This window comes from Saccharothrix deserti (genome assembly GCF_009769385.1).
GTDB classification, from domain to species: Bacteria; Actinomycetota; Actinomycetes; order Mycobacteriales; family Pseudonocardiaceae; genus Actinosynnema; species Actinosynnema deserti.
In genome coordinates this window covers 414,556-436,905 of record NZ_VKAB01000002.1, presented here as the reverse complement: position 1 = coordinate 436,905, position 22,350 = coordinate 414,556, and the positions used below count along the sequence as shown (strand labels likewise).

Here is a 22,350-nt window from a genome sequence, read left to right as displayed (position 1 = left end):
GTCGAGGGAATGGTAATCATTATCAGTGTCACCGCATGACCGTCAATCGGGTGATGTGGATCACGAAGGTGTGGGCGGATAGCGCGGTGGCGCCGCATGACGCTCCGCACCAACGTCGACTACGCCGCCCAGGGCGCGCTGCTGCCGTGCTCATCCGCGACCTGCTCGTGGCCGCCGACCGGCCCAAGCAGCGCCGCGACGGCCTGGTCGGGTGTGGCTGTCCTGCGCCGCCTACCGGCGGGCACAGCTGATCAGCCGCGTTGTTGCACGCCGAGAAGCTGGCGCCACAGAAGGTGCGCCACAACGTTTTCGTCCGCGAGTCGGTGGCCGACCTGCCGGCTGCCGTTCGACGCGAGGTCGGCGGCCGAGGCCTCCAAGGCCTGGCCTACCGGATCGGCGTGGTCCCGACCGGGCGATCGGTGTTCACCGGTCATGACTCCATCCGACTTTGGTGGAACTCCCCATATGACACACCGCTTACCCGCTTCGCCTCCATCGCCCGGGAAAGCTTGAGCCATATATCCTGCCTCAGCTGCGCTTCAGCGGCATCCAGCGAGAAGAATGCAAAATCGGATATCTCCTCGTCGGCTACCGACATGCGGCGCGTGTCTTCCTCGTACGCTGTCCCGCCATCGAAGATGAACACCAGCAGGTCGTCCCACGGGCCGTGCGCGTCTACCCAGTCCACCAGTAGCAGTCCGCTGATCTGCGTGATGAAGCCCAGTTCCTCTTCAACCTCGCGGACGGCCGCAGCAATGGGTGACTCGTTCGCTTCCGCCATGCCACCCGGAAGGTCCCAGTACTGCTTGTACGTCGGGTTGACGAGAAGGACACGGTCGTCCCTGTCGCAGATGACGACCTTTGCCGAAACACGCTTGCGGGCTTGCCGCGCGTTCCCCTCGGCCAGCCACCTGAAGCGCTCCGGGTCGCTATCGTCCTGCCGACTCATACGGACCATTCCGCTTGTGCTTCCGGTATCTGCGCGCTTGCCGCAGACGCCGCCAAGCGGTCGTTCATCTCACTGACCTCCGGCAAGGCGGACTGCTCGGAAAGCCGCTGCCGCAACTGCGCGAGGCCGGAGTGTGCACGCGCGGATCCGAGTCCTGGAGCAGCTGTAATGATCTCAATGCCCACTCGGGCCGCACCCGCGTGGTCGCCTAGTGCCGCAAGTGCGTTCGCGAGTGTCAAGCTGGCAAGGATACGACTCCGTACGCGGTCGCTCGCGCTTCGCAGTGCGATTACTTCGGCGGCGCTCTGTGTCGCATCCTCGTACCGCTGCAAGTCATACGTGCAGAGCGCAACTTCGCCGGCGAAGGAAGCCCGATCGAAACCGGAAAGCCAACTGTCCCGCGTGCCGCGTCCGACAGAATCCAGGGCGCTCTCCCCGGCGTCAAGTGCTCGACGTGCCTCGCGTTCCTTGCCCTGCATGGCGAGTGCCCGACCCTCCATGGTGTGGAGACGTGCCACAAGGTGCGGCGCATGGGCTTGGCTGCCCGTCACTTGGGATATTCCCTTGAGGGCCAAACGTTCGGCAGTTCGGGCATCATCCATCTGCACAGCCAGGTGGGACAGCGACGCGAGGACGTTGGAGCCGAGCTGAAAGTTCTGGGCGGTAGTCGCCAAGTGGTACGCCTGCGTCAGGCGCACCTGCTGCTGGTTCTCGGCTGTCATGGCCAGTGACCTGAACCGGCGCGAGGCTGGACTGGTCGACAAACTCATCCCTGAGAAGTGAGCCGGCAGGTTGCGTAGCCGCAACGCTTGGCGCTTCGGGGTGCAGCAGCTCGTCCAGCTCGGCGATCGTGATCTTCAGCAGCTTGGCCAGCAGTGGACGCTTGTACGGCAGCGGTTCGCGTGTGCCTGCCTCCCAGCGCCCCACCGTCGTCGGTTCGACGTGGGCGGCTTCGGCGAGCTTCTCTTGCGTGAAACCGGCGGCCTTGCGGGCACGGGCCAGGGAGGTTCGCCGTACTGCCATCGGGTGACCTCCTGGCGCTGGCTGTCGCATTCCGCGGTGCAAGTAGTCGCTGGTCGAGCGTACCGCTGCCGGATCGCGGTTCGATCCGTGTGGTGGCTTGGCGCTGGTTGCCGCACCTGGGGGATTCCACCCTTGACCAGCCCTGATCGAGCAGACCCCTTGAGCGGAAAGGCCAAGCAATGCCGAGCAGTACGCCGGACACCCGGCAATCCACGTTGCAAGCCGCCCTGGACTACGCCGCACTCGGTTGGCCCGTCATACCCGGAGCCGTCTGGCACGACGGACGGTTCGCTCACCCGGTTGACGAGCGTCCCGTCACCAGTCCCTGTCTCCGGCCGGTCGAGGAAGCGACCACCGATGCCGATGTGGTGCGGGAGTGGTGGTCGGCTCCCGGCTTGTACGCACCGAACGTGTTCACCGTGACGGGTGCGAGTCTGGGTGCGTTCATGGTGGCCGAGTCGCTGGTCATGGCCCTGGCGGACGACCCGTGGTTCGCCGCCCTGCCGACGCCGGTGTTGTCCTTCCCGAACATGCCGATCGCCTACTTCCTCGTCCGGCCACCAGTGCCCTCGGTGCTGCTGAGCAATGAAGCGCGGGTGCTGGATGTGGGGATGCCGATGCCCCTGCCGCCGAGCGCCCTTGAGACCACGCCGGTGATCTGGCTGGTCACCCCCGAACAGGCGGGCAACGTCCTGATGCCTGGTGACGTGCTGGCCGACCTCATCCAGAGCCTAGGAAGGAAAAGTGCGTGAACGAGCTGGCTGAGCAGACGGCACTGACCACCGTTGGACCGCTGTGGACTCCGGAGGAGTTCGCCAGGGTCATGCGTGAGCTCGCGGCAGACGAGGCGCCACGGTTGTTCGCCATCGTGGAGGAGTACGGCGAGGCCGAAGACGCCCGCGTTGCGGGCTACGGCCTGGCCTACGCCGACCGCGCCGAGGTCGACTCCGTGGAAGGCGGTTTCCACCTGAACTCGCAGAGTGCGGAGAGCGCCCGGATGCTGTTTGAGATCAGTTCGCGGTCGGTAGGAGTGCGGCGGGTGCATGTGGTGTGGCTCGACCGGACAACCACCGTGGCGCAACAGGACTGAACGCAGCACAGCAGACGGTTCGGAGGAGGTGGCCTGGTTGAGGCGGGCGCTGTGCGGCAACGGTTCCGGGTGACGGAGCTGGAATCGTCACCTTCACCTGAGTCACAACCAGTCACCACAAGCGTGGCCGGCACCCTGACGGGTGCCGGCCACGCTGTCCGCTGTCAGGGCTGGTCAGGGCTGGTCAGGGCTGGTCAGGGCTGGTCAGGGTTGGACGGTGAAGGTGTAGGTCTGCTGTCCGGTGCCGACGGCGGCGCCGGAGGTCGTGGTGGCGGTGGCTTCGAAGACCACCGTGTAGGTGCCCGCCGCCTCGAACGCCCAGTTCGCGTGCGCGTGCGTGTTGACCGCGAGGGTCCGGCTGTCGGGCAGGCCGTTGCCGCTGTCGAACCAGACGGTCGGCGAGCCGAAGGCGGTGGTGTAGACGCTGACGTCCGCCGGTCCGGTGACCGAGACGAGCCTGGCGTTCAGCGAGTTGTTCTGCAGCACGCCGGTGGGCACGCCGGCGGTGTCGAGGCCGGGCCAGAGGATGCCGCTGACCTGGTTCTGCGGCAGGATCCAGACCGGCGAGCCGGGGGTGCCGAGGAACGAGTAGGCGGAGTTGGACGGCACGGTGGTCTTGGCGCCCGACACGACGTTGAGCGTCACGGTGGACGGCGCGCGGTCGACGGCGGGGGACACCGTGGCGTCGCGGATGTCGAGGGTGAGCGCGCTGCCGGTCCAGTCGATGTCGAGGGCGTCGATGTGCCCCTGGGAGATCGTGGCGGCGTTGGCGGAGCCGGGTGCGAGCAGGGCCAGACCCGCGGCGAACGCGGCGGCGGCGATGGTGCGGTATCTCATGCGTTCACCTGGAATCGGTAGAGGGCGGGCGCGGAGGTGACCTTCTGGCCGGTCGCGGCGAGGACGCCGCTGACCCGCACGACGACGGCGTAGTTGCCGGCCGCCTCGAAGGCCCAGTTGGCGTGCTGGTGGTTGGCGGCGGTGAGGCTCACCTTGTCGGGCAGGCCGTTGCCGCTGTCCACGAGCACGGTCGGCGCGCCGAAGGCGTCGGTGGTGAAGATGCTGAACCCGGCCGGGCCGTAAACCCGCTCGAACTTCAGGGTCAGGGCGTCGTCGACGAAGACGCCGGGTGCGATCTCCTCGGTGGCGATGCCCGGCCACAGCAGGGCCGGGTCCTCGATCTCGGGCAGCACCCAGACCGGGCTGTCGGGCGCGCCGAGGAAGGCGTAGGCCGGGTCGGCGGGCACCGCGGTGCGTGCTTCGGGCTTGACGACGAGTCTCACGTCCGAGGGCGCGTACTCGACGTCGTTGGTCTCGTCGTGGATGTGGAGGTCGAACTGGCCGTCCTCGAAGGCGACGCCGATGACGTCGACGTGCCCGCCGTCGAGGGTGACGGCGGTGGCTGCGGTGGCGGGCCCGGTGGCCGCGCCCACCAGGACCGCTGCCACGAGGGGCAGCAGGGCTAGGCGTGCTGACGTGCGCACGGTGGGTTGCTCCGTTCGTGGGGATGTGCGGTGGAAGTCGACCGCGCCGCCGCAGTGTTGCATGTGACAATCATTTTCAGTAGAGCTGAACGGCAGCTGTCGCACTGCGCCGAATGGGCTGTTGAAAACGGTTGTCGTTCACGTTAGGTTCGCCGTGCCCGGTCCGTCCTCGCTGGTCGGCCGGCGTCTGCGTCTGGAGGGGAACCCAATGCACGTGCGTGCGTTCTCGCGCGCCACCGGGGCGGTCCTGGCCGTCCTGTTGACCGCCTGCAACGCCACGGCCGGTGGTGGTGCGGCCGACGGGGTGTCGGTCGTGGCGACCACCGAGATCCTGGCCGACCTGGTGCGCAACGTCGGCGGTGAGCGGGTCCGGGTGGACTCGCTGGTGCCGCCCGGTGGCGACCCGCACTCCTACGAGCCGGTGCCCGCGGACGCGAAGAAGGTCGCCGGGGCCGACGTGACGTTCACCAACCACCTGTTGCTGGAGGAGCAGCGCCTGATCAAGGCGATCGACGCCAACGTGCGGGAGGGCACGCCGAACGTGTCGCTGGCCGAGGCGTCGGAGACCTATGGCGCGCACGTGATCCCGTTGGTGGAGAACATCGGTCTGGACGTGCTGTGGCTCGGGCTGCGGGTGCGCGGCGACGGCAAGGACAAGGGTGCCACCCGCTCCTCGGAGGTCCGGCTGGCGGCGACCGCGCTGGACGGGCCGGGCGAGCTGGTCGTGTACCTGACCGAGGCGTTGGGCAAGCCGGTGGTGTACTTCGACTCGGCGGACGAGTTCTCCGACGTCGACGCCGCGACGCTGCCACCGGCCGCGCACACGCACCTCAACTGGGCGTTCACCAAGCCGGGCGTCTACCGGCTGACGCTCGCGGCGTCCCTGCTCAACGGCAACGGGAGCGCGCCGGTCCCGTTGGGGGAGAGCACCTTCACCTTCGCCGTGGGCGTGGACCCGACCGGCGTGGCGGGCACGGTCCTGAACGAGGGGCACACCGACCTGACCGTTGACCTGGACACCGGTGGGCTCTACACCCTCAACGACGCGGCGGGCGGCACGAACCAGCGGCAGGTCGTCCCGGCGGCCGACGCGGTGATCGAGGTGCCCAACAAGGCCATCGCCACCGTCCCGGACGACCCGCGGTTCGCCTTCCTCGGCGCTGCCGGCGCGACGGTGCACCAGTTGCCGCAGGCGGTGTTGGGCAAGCACGTCCACGGCGAGATCGACCCGCACCTGTGGCAGGACGTGCGCAACGCCCGCGCCTACGCGGAGCTGATCCGCGACACGTTGCGCACCGCCGACCCGGACGGCGCGGAGATCTACGACCGCAACGCCCGCGCCTACCTCGACCGGCTCGACGAACTGGACGGCTACGTGCGCGAGACCGTCGCCCGCGTGCCGCGCGAGCGCCGGCACCTGGTCACCACCCACGACGGGTTCGGCTACTTCGCCGCCGCCTACGAGATGACCGTCGCGGGGTTCGTCGTGCCCAACCCGGCGCAGGAACCGAGCGTCGAGGACGTGCGCAAGCTGTCGGAGACGGTGCGCAACCTGAAGGTGCCGGCGGTGTTCATGGAGCCGAACCTGGCGCAGCGCGCTTCGGTGCTGAGCCAGGTGGCCCAGGACCAGTCGGTCGGGGTGTGCGTGCTGTACGGGGACGCGTTCGACGACAAGGTCCACAGCTACGTGGACATGATGCGGCACAACGCCGACGAGGCGGCCCGATGCCTCGCCTGACGCGGTTCCTCGCACTGCTCGCCGTGCTTGCGATCGTCCAACCGGTCGCCGTCGCACAGGCTGCCGAGCAGGTGGTCATCTCGGACGGCCACGTGGACCTCGGGCCGCGGTTCGCCGACGGGCAGTGGACGGTCCAGTTGCGCGACGACACCGGTGACGAGCCGAAGTGGCGTGCGTTGTCCGATGTGGTGCTGCACGTGGCCGAGGCGGCCAAGACCGCCGTGCCCGACGATCCGGCGTACGACTTCCTGGGCGACCGGGGCAGCCCGATCTGGGTGTTGCCGCAGGTCGAGCAGGACGGCGTGGTGTGGCCCGGTTGGAACACCCAGGATCCCGAGGTGACCGCGGCAATCGATCGCGAGGTCACCTGGCGGCTGCACGGCGTGCGCGGACCGGGCCGGTTCGTGCTGTTCCTCAGCGGCAACTTCGGCGCGCCGACCACGATCTTCACCAGCACCGCCACGACACCGCAGGAGACCGGCATCGAGGTGGGCACGCACGTGCACGGCAACTGGGTGTTCGGTGCGCCGGGCACCTACCTGCTCGACCTGGAGATGGCGGCGTCCACGAAGGACCGGGGCGAGGTGGCCGACCGGCGGGTGCTGCGCGTCCACGTCGGCGACGACACCGACCCGCGGTCGGCGTTCGACGTGGCCGTCGCCGAACCGGAGCAGCAGGCAGAGCCCGCGCCCGAGCCGGCGGACTCCCGTTGGTGGGTGTGGGTCGGACTGGGCGGCGCGCTGCTGGTGGTGGCCGCCGTTGTGGTCGTGGTTGTGCGTCGGCGAAGGGGAGAGCGATGAACGAGCCGATCCTGCACATCCGGGACCTGGCCGTGCACTTGGGCGGCCGTGAGGTTCTGTCCTCAGTGGACTTCAGCCTCCGCGCCGGCGAGTTGGTCGGTTTGATCGGTCCCAACGGCGCGGGCAAGACGACGTTGCTCCGCACGGCGTTGGGCCTGCTGCCGCCGCACCGGGGCGTCGTGACGGTGCACGGCCGCACCGCTCGGCAGGCCCAGGGCAGCCTCGGCTACGTGCCGCAGCGGCACGAGTTCGCCTGGGACTTCCCGATCTCCGTGGCCAAGGCGGTTGCCACGGGGCGGACGCACCTGACCGGGCTGCTCGGCCGACGTGGCGCGGAGGACCGTGCGGCTGTCGACGAGGCGATCGCGCGGGTGGGTCTGGACGGGCTGAGGACGCGGCCGGTGGGTGAGCTGTCGGGAGGCCAGCGGCAACGCGTGCTGGTCGCGCGGGCCCTGGCGTTGCGGCCTCGGGTGCTGCTGCTGGACGAGCCGTTCACCGGCATCGACGCGCCCACGCAGGAACTGCTGAGCCGGCTGCTCACCGAACTGCGTGACGAAGGGGTGGCCGTGCTGATGACCACCCACGACCTCGCCGCCGCGACCGCCCTGTGCTCACGGCTGTGCCTGCTCAACCGGACCGTTGTCGCCGACGACGAGCCCGCCGCGCTTGCCGACACCGACATCTGGCTGCGGACGTTCGGTCTGGAGCGGGCGGAACAGCTCCTGCGTTCGCTGGGGGTGACCCGATGAGCGCGGTGCTCGATGCGTTGACCGGGCCGTGGGAGTACGACTTCTGGCGGCGTGCGTTGCTGGTGGCGTTGCTGTCCGGGCTGGTGTGCGGCGTGGTCGGTGGGCATGTCGTCCTGCGCGGTATGGCGTTCATCGGTGACGCGGTGGCGCACGCGGTGTTCCCCGGGATCGCGGTGGCGTTCGTGCTCGGCACGAACCTGGTGATCGGCGGGGCCGTCGCGGGTGTGATCACCGCGTTGCTGATCGCGGTGGTGGCGCAGAACCGCAGGCTCAAGGAGGACTCGGTCATCGGGATCTTCTTCGCGGCGGCGTTCGGGCTCGGCATCGTCATCCTCAGCGCCGCACCCGGTTACGGCGGCTCGTTGGAGTCGTTCCTGTTCGGGTCGATCCTCGGCATCAGCGACAGCGACGTGGTGTCCGTCGCGGTGATCGGCGCGATCCTGCTGCTGGCCACGGCGCTGCTCAACAGCAGGCTGGTGGCCGCGACGCTGGACCGCGAACAGGCCCGTGCCGTCGGTCTGCCGGTGTTCTGGCTGGACATCGCCCTGTACGTGATGGTGACGCTGGCGATCGTCATCTCGTTGCAGGCGGTCGGGAACGTGCTGGTGCTCGCGCTGCTCGTGACGCCAGCCGCCGCGGCCCGCCTGCTGACCGACCGGCTCGGCGTGATGATGCTGCTGGCACCGGCCATCGGCGCGGGTGGCAGCGTGCTCGGGCTGTACCTGTCCTACGCGTTCGACCTCGCGGCGGGCGGGCTCATCGTGCTCACCCTCACCGGGATCTTCGTGCTGTGCTGGCTGTTCGCGCCTCGGCACGGCCTGGTCACCGGTGCCCGGTCCCGCCGATCCACCGCCGTTCTGGAGGCCAAGTCGTGACCGTTACCCGACTCGTGGCGGTGGCCGGGCTGACGGCCTCGGTGCTGCTGCTCGGCGCACCCGCCCTCGTGCTCGCCGAGCCCGTGGCGGAGGTCTCGGTGAGCGTTCGCGACCGCGCGCTCGAACTCGGGACCGAGCCCGCGTCGGTCAGCACCGCCGATGGGCGTGTTTCGATGCCCTGGGACACCACGGCGATCTCGCCGGGGACGTTGTTCGGTGACACCGTTCGACTCCAAGCCGTGCTGGTGGACGGTCCCGGTCCGCTTCGGACCGGTGGCGAGCCGGTGGCCGTGCCGGTCGTGTCGAGCGGAACGTTGGAGTGGGTGTTCACCGAGCCGGGCGAGCACACCGTTCAGGTCGACGCCGAGGGCTACTTGCTCGACGGGAGCCCGGTCAGTGCGCAGCGGCGTTACACGGTGGACGTCGACATCCCCGCAGTCAGTACGCCTGCGGTCGATGAGCCGCCCGCGAGGACGCTGGAAGTCGAAGCCCTCCCACAGGCCGCCCCCGAGGCAGTGCCAAGGGCGCAGGCACAGCAGCCCACCGCGACCGGCCGGGTCACCCTCGACCGGGGACACGTGGACGCCATTGCGCCGCGCCTGGTCGACGGTGGGCTGCGGGTCCAGGTCAAGGACGGCAGCGTGGTCGGCACGACCACCTGGCGTGAACCGGCGGACGTCGAGTTCCGCGTCACCACCGCCGCCCGCACCGCCCTGCCCGCGATCCCCGCTCTGTCCTTCCTCGGCTCCGCCGGCGCGCAGATCCACCTGCTGCCCCAGCAGGAGCAGCCGGGCATCCCGTGGATCGGCTGGTCGACAGAGGAACTGCGGCCGGCCGACATCGCCGGCCCGATCACCTGGACGCTCACCGCCGTGGACGGCCCCGGCCCGTTCGGTCTGTTCACCACGGGCTCGTTCGGCGCGCCGACGGTGATCTTCAACAGCACCGACGGGTTGCCCGACACCCATTCCGTCGCACTCGGCACGCACGCGCACGCCAACTGGGCGTTCGGCACGCCGGGCCGTTACCGGCTGGACTTCGCGGTGTCCGCCACCCGTGCCGATGGCAGCCAGGTCAGCGACACCGACTCGTACACGTTCGTCGTAGGCGATGGCACGGCCGCCACGACACCGGACGCCACCACACCGGACGCCACCGGGAACGGCCGCCGGACCCCGGTCCTCGCCTCGACCGGTCCCGCCGGAGTGCCCGCCGCCACCGCGTTGGCCCTGGCGCTGATCGTCACGGGCGCCGTCGTCCTCGTCGTCACCCGCCGCCGACCGGTCAAGGAGTCGTCGTGACCACGCACCGCCGCCGTGGCCTCGCCCTCGTCGCCGCAGCCCTGACGCTGGTCGCCGGCGCGTCCATCGTCCCGGCCTCGGCCCAGGACGCCACGACCGTGATCGACCGGGGTCACGTCGACCTGGTGGCGGGCGCCGTCGTCGACGGCGAGCTGGCCATCCGCTTCAAGGACGGCACCGGCGCCGAGCCCGTGTTCCGCGACCCCGAGACGGTGGTCACCCACGTCAAACCCGAGGCCAAGACCCAGGTGCCCGACGCGCCGGAGTACGCCTTCCTCGGGCCGGCGGGCAGCGACATCTGGATCAGCCCCGAGGTGGAGGACCCCAACCTGGTGTGGCTCGGCTGGAACACCGAGTCGCTGACCGCGGACCAGGTCGCACCCGACTCGGTGCGCTGGACGCTCGACGCGATCGGCGGCGACCTGCCCGGCAGCGCGCCACCGGGCGCCGTCACCGTCTTCCAGACCGGCCCCTTCGGCGAACCGCTGCCGCGTGTCTTCGACACCGCCAACCCCCTGCCCCAGCAGCACCCGGTGGAGCCGGCCACCCACGCCCACGCCAACTGGACCTTCGCCGCCCAGGGCGTCTACCGGCTCACCTTCGTCCTCGAAGCGACCACTCCCGCCGGGGAACCGCTGCGCGACACCGCCACCTACGCCATCGCGGTCGGCGAGGTCGACCCGACCACCGTGTTGCCCGGCCGGGGCGAACCGACCACGACCACTACCACCACGACAACCACCACCACGACGACAACCACCACCACCACCACGACAACGTCGACCACCACCACGACCGATGCCACGACTACGACGACCACCAGCGCCCCGACGCCGTGCGTGGTCCTCGATGACGGGCACGTCGACCTCATCGCACCCGGCCTGGTGGACGGCGCGCTGCGCACCCGGATCAAGGACGGCACCGCCGGCCCGGACAAAGCGGTCTGGCGCGACCCCGCCGACGTCGTCGTCCACCTCGTCCCACAGGCCCGAAACACCATTCCCGCGGACCCGGCCTACGCCTTCCTCGGCGACGCCGGCCAACCGGTGTGGCTCATCCCGCAGACCCAGATCCCCGGCATCATCTGGGCCGGCTGGAACACCGAGTCACTGCGCGCGGAGGACATCGACGGCGACGTCACCATCACCCTGTCCGCAGTGGACGGACCGGGCCGGATCGCACTGTTCCTGACCGGGTTGAAGCCGACCGTGCTGGCGAACTCCGGTGACGGCCTACCGGACGCGTTGACCGTGGCGCTGGGCACCCACGCCCACGCCAACTGGGCGTTCAGCCAGGAAGGCGTCTACCGGCTCACGGTCCAGGTAGCCGCAACCCTCACCGACGGCCGACGAACCACCGACACCGACGAGTTCACCATCGCCGTGGGCAACGTCGACCCCACCACCGCGCTGGGCAAGAACTGCACACCACCCACCGCAACCACCTCACCGGCCACGAGCAGCCCCACCACCACGCCACCACCTCCGGTTCCGGCCGGCCCCAACACCCGTCTCGCCAACACAGGCGGCGGCCCCCTGAGCACGGCGGTCGCCCTGGGTGCCCTGCTGCTCACCGGCGGCGCAGCCCTGCTCCTGCTCACCCGGACCCGCCGGCGACACAGCTGACGAACGCCGTCGAAAGGGGCGCCCGGACCGGGCGCCCCTTTCGATCAGGCCCACACGCCGTACGGGTAGCTGGAGTCACCCCACCGGCAGAGCCCGTTCGGGCTCCGGTCCGACGGCGGAGCGGTGAACTTGCTGCGGGCGCTCTGGTCCACGTACGTGCGTTGGCCGCTGTCCCAGCGCTGGGTGATGATGGTGTACGCCAAGTTCCCGTTGACGACGTTCGACTCCGCCAACAAGAGACGGGTGGGGTTGCTCCCGGAGGCGTTGCGGTAGCAGTAGACGGCAGGGAATCCCGGGGCGTTCGCCTGAGCCTGCACGGGAACGACGACGACTGCTGCGGCGCACATCGCCGCCGTCGCGGCCAGCGCTGCGGGAAGGCGCCGGGTCACGCGGGAGAGGAATCGAGTCATACCTCGATTGAAACGTTGTTAACAGGCCGGCGATATCCGCGAAACTCGGAGAGTTCGAGGACTTGCACCGGAATCTCTGCGGAGCGTCGGTCAGGCCTTGCGGGCGCGGTAGGCGGCTACGGCGTTCCGGTTGCCGCACGTGGTACTGCAGTAGCGGCGGGAGCGGTTGCGGGAGAGGTCCAGGACCAGGCCTTCACAGGTGGCGTCGGCGCAGATGGACAGCCTGCTCAGCTCGTCGGCGCGGATGACGTCGATCATCGCCATGGCCGTCTCCACGGCGATCCGGTCGGCCAGCGGCGTGCCGGGGTCGGTGGCGTGCAGGTGGTAGTCGAATCCGTCGTGCCGCACCAGCTGGGGCACGGCGTGGTGCTCGGCCAGGATCGCGTTGACGATCTCGACGGCGGTGTCCCGGTCGCTGGTCAGGAGCCGTCGCAGCGGGGCGCGCAGGGCGCGGACCGCCTCCAGTTCGGCGGCGTCGTGGGTGCGCGACCCGGTGTAGGCGTGCTCGGTGACGAACGCGTCGAGCTGCGCCCGGTCGGTCATCGTGTCCGGCTCCTCGGCCGAGTTCACGAGGGCGACCGCGGCGACCAGCGACGCGACGGTGTCATGAGTGAAAAGCACGTTGACAGATTACCCCCTGGTCCATAGTGTCATGAGTCATGGCGACGATGACGCATGACATGCAGGCTGGTGGGCGGCTGCGGGCCGGGTTGGGCTTCGCGCTGCTGTCGGCGTCGTCCTTCGGGCTGTCCGGGCCGATGGCGCGCGGGCTGATGGACGCGGGCTGGTCGTCGGGGGCCGCGGTGGCGGTGCGGGTGCTGTTGGCGGCCGTCGTGCTCACGCCGATCGCGCTGGTCCAGTTGCGCGGCCGGTGGCGCCCGGTGCGCCGCACCGCACCGCTGATCACGGCGTACGGGCTGGTCGCGGTCGCGGGGTGCCAGCTGGCGTTCTTCAACGCCGTCGCGCACATGGAGGTCGGCGTCGCGCTGCTGGTCGAGTACACCGCGCCGGTCGCGGTGGTCGGCTGGTTGTGGCTGCGTCGCGGACAGCGGCCCGGTCGGCTGACGGTCCTCGGCGCGCTGCTCGGGCTGATCGGCCTGCTGCTGGTGCTGGACGTCGTGTCCGGCGCACGGGCGAGCGCGGTCGGCATCATGTGGGCCTTGGGCGCCATGGCGGGGGCGGCGGTCTACTTCGTGCTCTCCGCGCGGGACGAGGACGGGCTGCCCGGCACCGTGCTGGCCGCCGGTGGGCTGCTGCTCGGCGGTGTCGCGCTGCTGGTGGCGGGCGCCGTCGGGATCGTTCCGCTGGCCGTGTCGACCGAGCCGGTCGCGTTCGACGGGGTCACCGTGGCGTGGTGGCTGCCGCTGCTGGTGCTCGGCGTGGTGACGGCCGCGCTCGCCTACGTCGCCGGTATCGCCGCGACCCGGCGGCTCGGCTCGCGGTTGGCGTCGTTCGTGGCGTTGACCGAGGTGCTGGCGGCGCTCGTGTTCGCCTGGCTGCTGCTGGGCGAGGCGCCGGGCGGGATCCAACTGGTCGGCGGTGTGCTGATCCTCGGCGGTGTGGTGGCCGTCCGGCTGGGTGAACCGCGGTCCTAGCCGCGCCCCGGAGAGCGGTTCGGGGTGGTCCTTGTCACATCCGGTCAGGGTTCCTATGCTCGGAAAGCGCTTACCTCATCCCTCGACGACGGGTGGACGATGGACATCGCTAACGGGCTCCGGATCGGCGCCCTCGGCGCGGCGGCGGCGCTGCTGGTCGCCGGGTGCTTCGGCGGACGACCGGCCGAGAGCGGGGCCGGGGGTGACGGACCGATCCGGATCGGCGTCTCGTTACCCCTGACCGGCGATTTCTCCGAACCGGGCAAGGGCGTGCAGCGCGGCTACGAGGCGTGGGCCAAGCACGTCAACGACAACGGCGGGCTGCTGGGCCGCCAGGTCGAGCTGACCATCCTGGACGACCAGTCCAACGCCGACCGGGTCGCCGCCGACTACGAGAAGCTCATCAACTCCGACGGCGTCGACCTCGTCTTCGGCCCGTTCTCCACCCGCCTGGTCATCCCGGCCGCGCAGGTGGCCCGCGACTACGGCTTCCTGTTCGTGGAACCGGCGGGCGCCGCGGCCGAGGTGTTCAACCAGGGCTTCGACAACCTGTTCTACGCCGCGCCGGCCGTCGCGCAGGACCACTACAACCACCTGGCCGAGGCGATCCTCGCGATGCCCGAGGCCACCCGGCCCAAGACGGCCGCGTACGCCGCGATGGACGATCCGTTCGCCCAGGGCACCGCCAACGGTCTCAAGGAGAAACTGGCCAAGGCCGGTGTCCGGACCGTGGTGGACGAGGTGTACCCGCCGAACACCACCGACTTCGGCTCCATCGCAGCCAAGATCGCCGACTCGCGTGCGGACGTCGTGGTCGGCGGCACCCAGTACCAGGACGCGGTGAACCTCATCGTCGCCCTCCGGCAGCTCGACTACCAGCCGAAGCTGGCCGCGTTCTCCACCGCGCCGACCAACCCCGAGTTCCCCAAGGCGATCGGCGCGCAGACCGAGGGGATCCTGTCCCCGACCGGCTACACGCCCGAAGCGGACTACCCGTCCAACCAGGAGTTCGTCGAGTTCTACACCCGCGAGCACGGCACCGCGCCCACCGAGGACGAGGCCAACGCCTGGACCACCGGCCAGGTCGTCGCCGCCGCCGTCGACGCCGCCGGTTGCGCCGACCCGTCCAACGAGTGCCAGCGCAAGATGATCGACTGGCTGCACGGCAACGAGGTGGAGACCGTCGTCGGCCCGTTGCGCTGGGACGGTGCCGGCCGGCCGCAGGGCGCGCACCTCATCCAGCAGTACGTGGGCGGCAAGATCCGCATCGTGCTGCCCGCCGACGCCAAGGAAGCCGAGCTGGTCTACCCGAAGCCCGCGTGGTGAGGCCGGGTGTCCCTCGTCTTCCAGAGCCTCGTCCTCGGCGTGCTCATGGGCGGTCTCTACGCCCTGCTGGCCGCCGGTCTCACCCTCTACTTCGGCGTGATGCGCGTGGTGATGATCGCGCACTCGGCGTTCCTGGTCCTGGCCGCGTACCTGGCCTGGACGTTCACCGTCCACACCGGACTGGACCCGATGCTGTCGCTGCTGGTGACGGTGCCGCTGTTCTTCGTCCTCGGTGTGGCGGTGCAGCGGCTGCTGGTCGCACGGCTGCGCCCGGCCACGTTGACGATGATGTCGGTGCTGCTGACGTTCGCGGTGGCGCTGGCCGTGGAGGGCGCGCTGGGGTTCGTCTTCACCGGCACGCACCGCCGGATACCGCTGTCCTACTCGGGCGCACGGCTGGAGCTGTTCGGCGCGAGCGTCGCGCTGGTCAAGCTGATCGCGTTCGGCCTGGCCGCGGTGACGCTGGTCGGGCTGCACGTGCTGCTCAAGGTGACCAGGTTCGGCCAGGCGCTGCGGGCGACGATGCAGCACCGTGAGGCGGCCCGGCTGCTGGGCGTGGACACCGACCGGGTCGCCGGGTTCGGCTTCGGGCTCGGCCTGGCCACCGCCGCCGTCGGCGGGACCGCGCTCGCGTTGGACTCCACGATCTACCCGTCGCTGCACTGGCACTGGATCGGTCCGCTGATGGCGATCATCGTCGTCGGCGGGCTGGGCAGTGTCGCGGGCGCGGCCATCGCGGCGTTGTTGCTGGGTGTGGGGCAGAACCTGCTCCAGATCCCGCTCGGCACGACGTGGGCGCAGACGTTCTTCTACGCCGCGCTGTTCGTGACGCTGATCCTGCGTCCGCAGGGGTTCTTCGGAGGCCGCCTTGCGCAGCGCTTCTGAGAAGGTCGTCAAATCTGTCGGCCTGATCGTCCTGGTGGCCTTCGTGGTCGTGTTCCCGGGCATCGCCTCGGACCCGTTCGTGCTGTCGGTCGGCGTGGTGATCATCAGCTACGCGGTGCTGGCCACGGCGTGGAACTTCGTCGGCGGGTTCACCGGCTACATCTCCCTGGGCCACGCCGCGTACTCCGGCCTCGGGGGTTACGCCACCGGGCTGCTGATCCTGCGCGCGGAGGTCAACCCGTGGGTCGCGCTGCTGCTCGGCGGGGTGGTGGTGGCGGTGCTCGCGGTGCCCGTCGGCATCGCCGCGCTGCGGGTGCGCGGCGCGTCGTTCGTGATCGTGTCGATCGCGTTGGTGCTGGTCCTGCTGCTGGTGTTCCAGAGCTGGGAATCGGTGACCGGCGGTTCGGACGGGCTGCGCGTGCCGCGTCCGTTCGGCCCCGAGGTGTTGCGACCTGAGCAACACCAGCGGTTCTTCTACCTGCACGCGGCGTTGCTCGCGGTGATGCTGCTGTGCTGGTGGGCGATCGACCGCTCGCGCTTCGGCATGGGCCTCAAGGGCATCCGGGAGGACGAGGACAAGGCGCGCTCGCTCGGCGTGCCGACGGTGCGGTACAAGCTGGCGGCGTTCGTGGTGTCGGCGTTCTTCACCGCGCTGGGCGGCGGCCTGTACGCGCTGTGGTTCGGTTTCCTCGACCCGATCTTCCAGTTCTCCATCCTGGTCGGCTCGAACATGGTGCTGATGAGCCTGCTCGGTGGCGTGCGCAGCCTGTTCGGGCCGCTCGTCGGCGCGGTCGTCGTCGGCTACGCCACCGAGTTCTTCAAAGCCCAGTACGGCGACACGCAGATGCACCTGGTCGCGATGGGCGTGCTGCTCGCGGCGGTGGTGCTGTTCCTGCCGGACGGGATCATCCCGGCCGTCAGAGGGCTCGTGGCCCGGCTGCGGCCCAAACAGGCGTCCATCCGCGAGGTCACGCAGGAGGAACTGGCCGAGGAGGTGCGCCGGTGAGCACGCCAGGAGAAGACGGGCTGCGGACCGAAGGTCTCACCAAGTCGTACGGCGGCGTGCGGGCGGTGGACGACGCGTCCGTGACGTTCCAGCACGGCCGGATCAACGCCCTGATCGGGCCGAACGGCTCGGGCAAGACGACGTTCTTCAACTGCGTCACCGGCATGGTCAAACCGGACGCGGGCACGGTCACCTACCACGGCCGCGACATCACCGGACGGGGCGCGCACAAGATCGCGCACGCCGGCATCGGCCGCAGCTTCCAGCTCTGCCGGGTCTTCCCGCGCCTCACCGCCGTGGAGAACCTGCTGGTGGCGGTCCGACCGGGCTCGGTGCTGCGCGCGCTCGCGCCCGCACGCCGCAAGGCCGACGTGGAGCGGGCGATGGAGCTGCTGACCCGCGTCGGCATCGAGCACCTGGCCGACGTCGAGGCCCGCGACCTGTCCTACGGCCAGCAGAAGCTGCTGGAACTGGCGGGCGTGCTGATGGCGGACCCCGAGACGATCCTCCTCGACGAGCCCGCCGGCGGCGTGAACCCGGCGTTGATCGAGCGCATCGGCACGCTGGTGCGCGAGCTGAACGCCGAAGGCCGGACCTTCCTGATCGTGGAGCACAACATGGACGTGGTGATGAGCTTGTCCGATCACGTGGTCGTGTTCGACCGGGGCCGGCCGATCGCCGAGGGCCCACCGGACACCGTCCGCGCCGACCCCCTCGTGCTGGCGGCCTACCTTGGCGGCTGACCTGCTCGAACTCGTCGACGTCGAGGCCGGCTACGGTCGCGCGGCGCTGGTGCTGCGCGGGCTGACCGTGCGCGTGCCCGCCGCGTCCGTGGTGTGCCTCGTCGGTCCGAACGGCGCGGGCAAGTCCACCGTGCTCAAGGTGGCCAGCGGGCTGCTCGCGCCCCGCGCCGGCCGGATCGTGCTCGACGGGCGGGACGTCACCGGGCGCGGACCGCAGGAACTGCTGACCGCGGGCCTGTCGCACGTGCTGCAAGGGCACAGCGTGTTCCGCGAGATGACGGTGGGGGAGAACGTCCTCCTCGGCGCGTACACCGTGCGGGACAAGGCGAAGGTGGCCGAACGGGTCGACTTCGTCCGGACGCTGTTCCCGGTCGTCGGCGACCGGTGGGACGCGCTCGCGGGCGCGTTGTCGGGCGGGCAGCAGAAGCAGGTCGAGTTCGCCCGTTCGCTCATGGTCAGCCCGCGCGTGGTCCTGCTGGACGAGCCGTCGATGGGCCTGGACCCGAAGGCCACCGCCACCGTGTTCGAGCAGATCGTCCGGATGCGCGACGCGGGCACGGCCGTGCTGCTGGTCGAGCAGAACGCCCGCCGCGCGCTGGAGGTCGCGGACCTGGGCTGCGTGCTCGACCTGGGCCGGGTGCACATCAGCGGCCCGGCGGGCGACCTGCTCTCCGACCCGCGGCTGGGCGAGCTGTACCTCGGTCGCGCCGTGCACAACAGGAACGAGTGAAGAGGGCCTATCCGCCGCCGGTCCTTCGCACCACCCCCAGGGGAGGAGACAACGATGGGCAAGCGCAGATGGTGGGCCGGTTTGGCCGCCGCGGCCGTGGTCCTCGCGACCGCGGCGCCGGCGTCGAGCGCACCGGACGACCCGATAGCCGACCCGATCCCGCAAGACCCGATCCAGTCCCGTCTCGGCCTCGTGCTGGCCGAGGTCGCACAACTGCCCGAGTCCACCCCGACCCCGCCGACCACCGATCACCGGCTCGTCCGGCACAACCGGATCAACTTCGTCGGTGAGGTGCCCGACCGGTCCGGCCGGCTGTACGTGCCGGACCTCAACGGCCCGCTGTACCTGCTGGACGGCGGCACGCCGCACCTCTACCTCGACCTCGTGTCCCGGTTCCCCAACTTCTGGGCCGCACGCGGGATGGGCAGCGGGTTCGGGTTCGTCGCGTTCCACCCCGAGTTCGCGCGCAACGGCAAGCTCTACACCACGCACACCGAGGGCAAGGGCGCGATCGACACCGAGACGCCGACCTACCCCAACCAGCCCAACGCCGTCGTGCAGAGCGTGGTGACGGAGTGGACGGCCGACGACCCGTCCGCCGACGTGTTCACCGGTTCCCGGCGCGAGCTGTTCCGCTACGGCTTCGGCACCACGACCCACGCCGTGCAGCAGATCGACTTCAACCCGAACGCCCGGCGCGGCGATCCCGACCACGGCCTGCTGTACCTGGCCGTCGGGGACGGCGGCCTGGGCGTGAGTTCCGACGTGCCGCAGGACCTCGGCAACCCGGCGGGCAAGATCCTGCGCATCGACCCGCTGGGCACGAACGGGCCCGGCGGTCGGTACGGCATCCCGCGGGCCAACCCGTTCGTCGGGCGGCCCGGCGCGCTCGGCGAGATCTACGCCTACGGGATGCGCGACCCGCACCGGTTCACCTGGGACCGGGGCGGCAGCCACGCCATGTACCTGGGGCACATCGGCCAGCACGCCATCGAGGCCGTGTACGAGGTCCGCGCGGGCGACAACCTCGGCTGGAGCAGGCGGGAGGGCGCGTTCACGTTCCGCCGTGAGGACCAGTGCCGCCTGTACCCGCTGCCGGCCGACGACGCCCGGTACGGCTACGTCTACCCGGTGGCGGCCTACGACCACGACCCGCCGGCGGGGTGGTCCTGCTCGTCCGACAGCGGGCACGCCATCTCCGGCGGCCAGGTCTACCGGGGCCGCGCCGTGCCGCAGTTGCGCGGCAAGTACGTCTTCGGTGACCTGGTGGACGGCCGTGTCTTCTACACCGAGGTGTCGCAGATGAGGCGCGGCAAGCCCATGGCGCCGCTGCACGAGCTGCAGCTGTTCGACACCGACGGCAACGTGAAGCGGATGACGAACTTCGTCGGCGACGGTCGGGTGGACCTGCGGTTCGGCACCGACGCGGCCGGTGAGCTGTACCTGCTGACCAAGGCCGACGGTCGGCTCTGGAAGGTCGTCGGCACCCGCACCGGTCCGCGGACCGAGGTCACCCAGGCCGTCGCCCGCGACCTGGTCGCGCACTACGACTTCGACCACCCGTTCCCGGTCGACGACGCCCGCGAGATCGACCTCGGCGAGTCCCGGACCCTGTTCCGGCTGATCAACGGCGGCGAGGAGATGCGCGTTGACGACAGCGCGTTCCCGGGCAGCAACAACGCCCTGGTGTTGCGGCCGTCGCCCGGTGAGAACGACGACTGGAAGGCGGGGGTGTGGGACGAGGACGGCGCCGAGTCGTTGCGGGCGTTCAACGGCGCCAAGGGGATCACGATCATGGGCTGGTTCAAGATGACCGGCGAGAACCCCAGCCCCGGTTACGGCGCGGTCGGGCTCGCGGGCCTGCTGAGCGGGAACTCCGACGGGCACTCCGTTCGGGCGCTCATCGAGGCCTTCGAGGTCAACGGGGAGATGCGGCTGGTCGCGCTCGGACGTCGGATCGACGGCGGCGCGTCGCAGACGTACGCCGCCGAGATGGACTGGCGGGAGGCGCTGCCGCAGGACCGCTGGGTGCACCTGGCCGCCACGTTCGACTACACGACAGGCCAGATGGCGCTCTACCGCGACGGCAAGCCGCTGCCGGGGTTCTACGCCGTCCCGGGTGATCCCTGGCAGGTCGACGGGACCGGCACCTCGCCCACCGATCCGAGGGGCATCAAGGTGGGCGGGAGCTTCCCGCAGGACACCGCGGAGCGGAACCCCTGCACGTGCCGGATGGACTCGCTGATGTTCCTGGACGTCGCGACGTCCGCCGACGTGGTCGCCGAGCAGTACCGGCGGTTCACCAGGCGGTAGACGCGATCGGGCGAGGCCGCGCGGTCGCGACGGCCTCGCCCGTTTCACCGGTTCGTGCGCGCGAGGGCTACCGGTAGGTGATGTTGGACGACGAGTAGAGGCAGTTGGTGCTGTCCGCACCGCTGCCGATCTTCGTCGGCTCACCGCTGGTGACGCCCTTGTACTTCTCGCAGATCACGATGTTCCGGCTGCTGTCGCCGACGATGGTGATCCCGGAATAGCGCGCGGTGTCGCCGTAGTTCGTGTTGATGCCCGCCAGCACCTTGCCCGGCGAGTACGCCGTCACGTTTTCCAGGATGACGTGGCGCTTGTACTGCGTGCCGCAATTGCCGCACGACCGGTACAGCTTGCCGAAGTCGTCCACCTGGAAATTGCGGATGTGGATCGTGCCCGGCCCGTTGTGCTGGAACACCTTGTCCGACGCCTTGCGCGCGCCGCCGCCGTTCACCGTCATCTTCTGCGACGACGAGGACCCCTTCAGCGTCGCCGCGTCCTCGCCGACGTCCTCCCACCACACGTTGTTGAGCGTGCAGGTGCCGAGGCAGTGGATGCCGTCGGAGGCGGGGTAGCCGAGGATGACGTTGGACAGCGTGGCGCCGTTGGCCAGTTCGAACAGCGGGCTCTTGCCCTCCTCCTGGCCGCCGTCACCGAGGGCGCCGGTGCCGTAGAACCGCTTCATGCCCCCGTCGTACGGCGTGGTGCCGACCTTGATCTTCGTGCTGACCGGCTGCGTGCCTTTCGCTGACGGAAAGGTGCTGCCTGCCGCGGAGCCGCTAGGCGCGACCGCCGTGGTCAGCACCGCGGCGATGGCGAACGCCGCGGCCGCGGACAGTAACCGCCGAATCGGCAGCTTGGTTTTTTCGTGCACGTGTGCCTCCTCTTCGGTGGCAGCGGTGACGAAAACGTACAAGCGGGATATCCGCTCTGTCAACGATTGCGGGAGTGGTCGCGGAATTCAGTGGATTGTCGCGTTCGATTCCCTCGTCGAATTCCGTTCGAAATTGTGGCGCTGAGCTGTTCGAACGAATCGAACGGCCGAGTCGAATGGCGTCGACGGGCCGTGGGGCATTCATGTATGTGATTTCCCGGTGCGGGAACGACGCCCGTTCGCGCTGCGCCGGACGGGGGAGTGGTCAGGGCTGACCGGTGGTGCGGAACTTGTCCAGCACGCGGCGTTCCCGCTTGGTCGGCCGCCCGGCGCCGCGCTCGCGGCGGGCGACGGGTGCGGGCGCTTCCGTCGGCGGTGGCGGTGGTGGCGTCCGGTCGATGAAGCACGTGGACGCGTCGGCCGCGCCGACCCGTTTCTGGATGACCCGCACGACCTCCACGATCCGGGTCGTCTCGCCCACGCGGGCACGCACCTCGTCGCCGGGCGACACGGTGGTGGCGGGCTTGGCCGGCCGGTCGTTGACGCGCACGTGTCCACCCCGACAGGCCGCGGCGGCGTCGGATCGGGTCTTGGTCAGCCGGACCGCCCAGAGCCAGCGATCCACACGGGTGGACTCCACAGTCGTACATCATGGCCTGTGTGCGGATCGGTCCGAACACCGCGCTCGCGCCGGCCAAGACCGGCGATGAGGAGAGCGCATGACTTCCCGCCGCACGGTGGTGGACGGTGGGGGAGTGCCCGGCAAGCGCATGACCTACTTCGTCATCCCGCTCGCTCCCTGGCGGAACGGGCCGAACGCGGAATCCCATTACGGTGAACGGC

At 70.0% G+C, this 22,350-nt stretch carries 25 protein-coding genes and 1 pseudogene; 16 read left to right on the top strand and 10 right to left on the bottom strand.

The features are described from left to right. The first annotated feature begins 35 nt into the window (after positions 1 to 35). Positions 36 to 251: a hypothetical protein gene (locus tag FM051_RS16705; RefSeq protein ID WP_158843890.1), complete on the top strand. Its 216-nt coding sequence runs from the start codon at positions 36 to 38 to the stop codon at positions 249 to 251. Here the strand turns inward: FM051_RS16705 and FM051_RS16700 are convergent, their stop codons facing one another. The 4 genes and pseudogenes from FM051_RS16700 to FM051_RS51765 all read right to left on the bottom strand — a co-directional run. After that, positions 252 to 434 (bottom strand): hypothetical protein, encoded by a 183-nt coding sequence (locus FM051_RS16700; RefSeq protein WP_158843888.1) that lies wholly within the window; start codon positions 432 to 434, stop codon positions 252 to 254. After that, positions 431 to 949: an NUDIX domain-containing protein gene (locus FM051_RS16695; RefSeq protein ID WP_238412438.1), complete on the bottom strand. Its 519-nt coding sequence runs from the start codon at positions 947 to 949 to the stop codon at positions 431 to 433. Before FM051_RS16695 ends, FM051_RS16700 begins: the two co-directional genes overlap by 4 nt. Then, the gene (locus FM051_RS51770) at positions 946 to 1,671 is read right to left on the bottom strand and encodes an NsdA family TPR-like regulatory protein (RefSeq protein WP_238412437.1); all 726 of its coding nucleotides are present in this window, start codon (positions 1,669 to 1,671) and stop codon (positions 946 to 948) included. The genes FM051_RS16695 and FM051_RS51770 overlap by 4 nt, the downstream gene beginning before the upstream one ends. Positions 1,672 to 1,798: 127 nt before the next feature. Further along, positions 1,799 to 1,972, bottom strand: a pseudogene (locus FM051_RS51765) (helix-turn-helix domain-containing protein); the annotation flags it as partial. A gap of 179 nt (positions 1,973 to 2,151) precedes the next feature. Between FM051_RS51765 and FM051_RS53165 the strand changes: the two are divergent. After that, a complete protein-coding gene (locus FM051_RS53165) occupies positions 2,152 to 2,724 on the top strand; it encodes a bifunctional DNA primase/polymerase (protein WP_158843882.1) in 573 nt (190 codons plus the stop codon). Next, on the top strand, positions 2,721 to 3,062 hold the full coding sequence (locus FM051_RS16680) for a hypothetical protein (RefSeq protein WP_158843880.1): 342 nt from the start codon (positions 2,721 to 2,723) through the stop codon (positions 3,060 to 3,062). The genes FM051_RS53165 and FM051_RS16680 overlap by 4 nt, the downstream gene beginning before the upstream one ends. 204 nt (positions 3,063 to 3,266) lie before the next feature. Here FM051_RS16680 and FM051_RS16675 read toward each other — a convergent pair whose 3' ends face one another. Next, positions 3,267 to 3,899 (bottom strand): choice-of-anchor M domain-containing protein, encoded by a 633-nt coding sequence (locus FM051_RS16675; protein WP_158843878.1) that lies wholly within the window; start codon positions 3,897 to 3,899, stop codon positions 3,267 to 3,269. After that, on the bottom strand, positions 3,896 to 4,543 hold the full coding sequence (locus tag FM051_RS16670) for a choice-of-anchor M domain-containing protein (RefSeq protein ID WP_202918869.1): 648 nt from the start codon (positions 4,541 to 4,543) through the stop codon (positions 3,896 to 3,898). Before FM051_RS16670 ends, FM051_RS16675 begins: the two co-directional genes overlap by 4 nt. 208 nt (positions 4,544 to 4,751) lie before the next feature. Between FM051_RS16670 and FM051_RS16665 the strand changes: the two genes are divergently transcribed. Genes FM051_RS16665 through FM051_RS16640 form a run of 6 tightly spaced genes read left to right on the top strand, consistent with a single transcriptional unit; the run spans position 4,752 to position 11,631 of the window. Beyond that, a complete protein-coding gene (locus FM051_RS16665) occupies positions 4,752 to 6,281 on the top strand; it encodes an anchored repeat ABC transporter, substrate-binding protein (RefSeq protein WP_158843874.1) in 1,530 nt (509 codons plus the stop codon). Continuing rightward, a complete protein-coding gene (locus tag FM051_RS16660; RefSeq protein ID WP_158843872.1) occupies positions 6,269 to 7,081 on the top strand; it encodes a TIGR03773 family transporter-associated surface protein in 813 nt (270 codons plus the stop codon). The genes FM051_RS16665 and FM051_RS16660 overlap by 13 nt, the downstream gene beginning before the upstream one ends. Continuing rightward, on the top strand, positions 7,078 to 7,830 hold the full coding sequence (locus FM051_RS16655) for an anchored repeat-type ABC transporter ATP-binding subunit (protein WP_158843870.1): 753 nt from the start codon (positions 7,078 to 7,080) through the stop codon (positions 7,828 to 7,830). The genes FM051_RS16660 and FM051_RS16655 overlap by 4 nt, the downstream gene beginning before the upstream one ends. Further along, the gene (locus FM051_RS16650; protein WP_158843868.1) at positions 7,827 to 8,705 is read left to right on the top strand and encodes an anchored repeat-type ABC transporter permease subunit; all 879 of its coding nucleotides are present in this window, start codon (positions 7,827 to 7,829) and stop codon (positions 8,703 to 8,705) included. The genes FM051_RS16655 and FM051_RS16650 overlap by 4 nt, the downstream gene beginning before the upstream one ends. After that, on the top strand, positions 8,702 to 10,006 hold the full coding sequence (locus FM051_RS16645; RefSeq protein ID WP_158843866.1) for a choice-of-anchor M domain-containing protein: 1,305 nt from the start codon (positions 8,702 to 8,704) through the stop codon (positions 10,004 to 10,006). Before FM051_RS16650 ends, FM051_RS16645 begins: the two co-directional genes overlap by 4 nt. Then, positions 10,003 to 11,631: a choice-of-anchor M domain-containing protein gene (locus FM051_RS16640; protein ID WP_158843864.1), complete on the top strand. Its 1,629-nt coding sequence runs from the start codon at positions 10,003 to 10,005 to the stop codon at positions 11,629 to 11,631. The genes FM051_RS16645 and FM051_RS16640 overlap by 4 nt, the downstream gene beginning before the upstream one ends. A gap of 44 nt (positions 11,632 to 11,675) precedes the next feature. Here FM051_RS16640 and FM051_RS16635 read toward each other — a convergent pair whose 3' ends face one another. Together FM051_RS16635 and FM051_RS16630 are read right to left on the bottom strand one after the other, a co-directional pair. After that, on the bottom strand, positions 11,676 to 12,041 hold the full coding sequence (locus FM051_RS16635) for a hypothetical protein (protein ID WP_158843862.1): 366 nt from the start codon (positions 12,039 to 12,041) through the stop codon (positions 11,676 to 11,678). Positions 12,042 to 12,131: 90 nt separating this feature from the next. Next, a complete protein-coding gene (locus tag FM051_RS16630) occupies positions 12,132 to 12,662 on the bottom strand; it encodes a CGNR zinc finger domain-containing protein (protein ID WP_158843860.1) in 531 nt (176 codons plus the stop codon). Positions 12,663 to 12,700: 38 nt separating this feature from the next. Here FM051_RS16630 and FM051_RS16625 point away from each other — a divergent pair, with 38 nt between their 5' ends. The 7 genes from FM051_RS16625 (at position 12,701) to FM051_RS16595 (ending at position 20,639) form a co-directional block, all read left to right on the top strand. Next, positions 12,701 to 13,636 carry an EamA family transporter gene (locus tag FM051_RS16625; protein WP_158843858.1) on the top strand — a complete coding sequence of 312 codons (936 nt, stop codon included), beginning with the start codon at positions 12,701 to 12,703 and terminating at the stop codon, positions 13,634 to 13,636. Positions 13,637 to 13,735: 99 nt separating this feature from the next. Beyond that, the gene (locus FM051_RS16620; protein WP_158843856.1) at positions 13,736 to 14,962 is read left to right on the top strand and encodes an amino acid ABC transporter substrate-binding protein; all 1,227 of its coding nucleotides are present in this window, start codon (positions 13,736 to 13,738) and stop codon (positions 14,960 to 14,962) included. Positions 14,963 to 14,968: 6 nt separating this feature from the next. Continuing rightward, a complete protein-coding gene (locus tag FM051_RS16615) occupies positions 14,969 to 15,847 on the top strand; it encodes a branched-chain amino acid ABC transporter permease (RefSeq protein ID WP_238412435.1) in 879 nt (292 codons plus the stop codon). Further along, on the top strand, positions 15,831 to 16,853 hold the full coding sequence (locus tag FM051_RS16610; RefSeq protein ID WP_158843854.1) for a branched-chain amino acid ABC transporter permease: 1,023 nt from the start codon (positions 15,831 to 15,833) through the stop codon (positions 16,851 to 16,853). Before FM051_RS16615 ends, FM051_RS16610 begins: the two co-directional genes overlap by 17 nt. Continuing rightward, positions 16,850 to 17,596, top strand: a complete 747-nt coding sequence (locus tag FM051_RS16605; protein ID WP_158843852.1) for an ABC transporter ATP-binding protein — start codon at positions 16,850 to 16,852, stop codon at positions 17,594 to 17,596. The genes FM051_RS16610 and FM051_RS16605 overlap by 4 nt, the downstream gene beginning before the upstream one ends. After that, positions 17,586 to 18,326, top strand: a complete 741-nt coding sequence (locus tag FM051_RS16600; RefSeq protein ID WP_158843850.1) for an ABC transporter ATP-binding protein — start codon at positions 17,586 to 17,588, stop codon at positions 18,324 to 18,326. The genes FM051_RS16605 and FM051_RS16600 overlap by 11 nt, the downstream gene beginning before the upstream one ends. 54 nt (positions 18,327 to 18,380) lie before the next feature. Continuing rightward, positions 18,381 to 20,639, top strand: a complete 2,259-nt coding sequence (locus FM051_RS16595) for a PQQ-dependent sugar dehydrogenase (RefSeq protein ID WP_158843848.1) — start codon at positions 18,381 to 18,383, stop codon at positions 20,637 to 20,639. 67 nt (positions 20,640 to 20,706) lie between these two features. On the opposite strand, the gene FM051_RS16590 is transcribed toward FM051_RS16595, so the two are convergent. Together FM051_RS16590 and FM051_RS16585 are read right to left on the bottom strand one after the other, a co-directional pair. Continuing rightward, entirely contained in the window at positions 20,707 to 21,507 is an 801-nt protein-coding gene (locus tag FM051_RS16590) for a pectate lyase (RefSeq protein WP_238412434.1), read from the bottom strand. A 265-nt stretch (positions 21,508 to 21,772) separates the two neighbouring features. Continuing rightward, complete coding sequence (locus tag FM051_RS16585) at positions 21,773 to 22,147, bottom strand: RNA-binding S4 domain-containing protein (RefSeq protein ID WP_158843846.1); 375 nt, start codon at positions 22,145 to 22,147, stop codon at positions 21,773 to 21,775. Between the last annotated feature and the right edge of the window lie 203 nt (positions 22,148 to 22,350).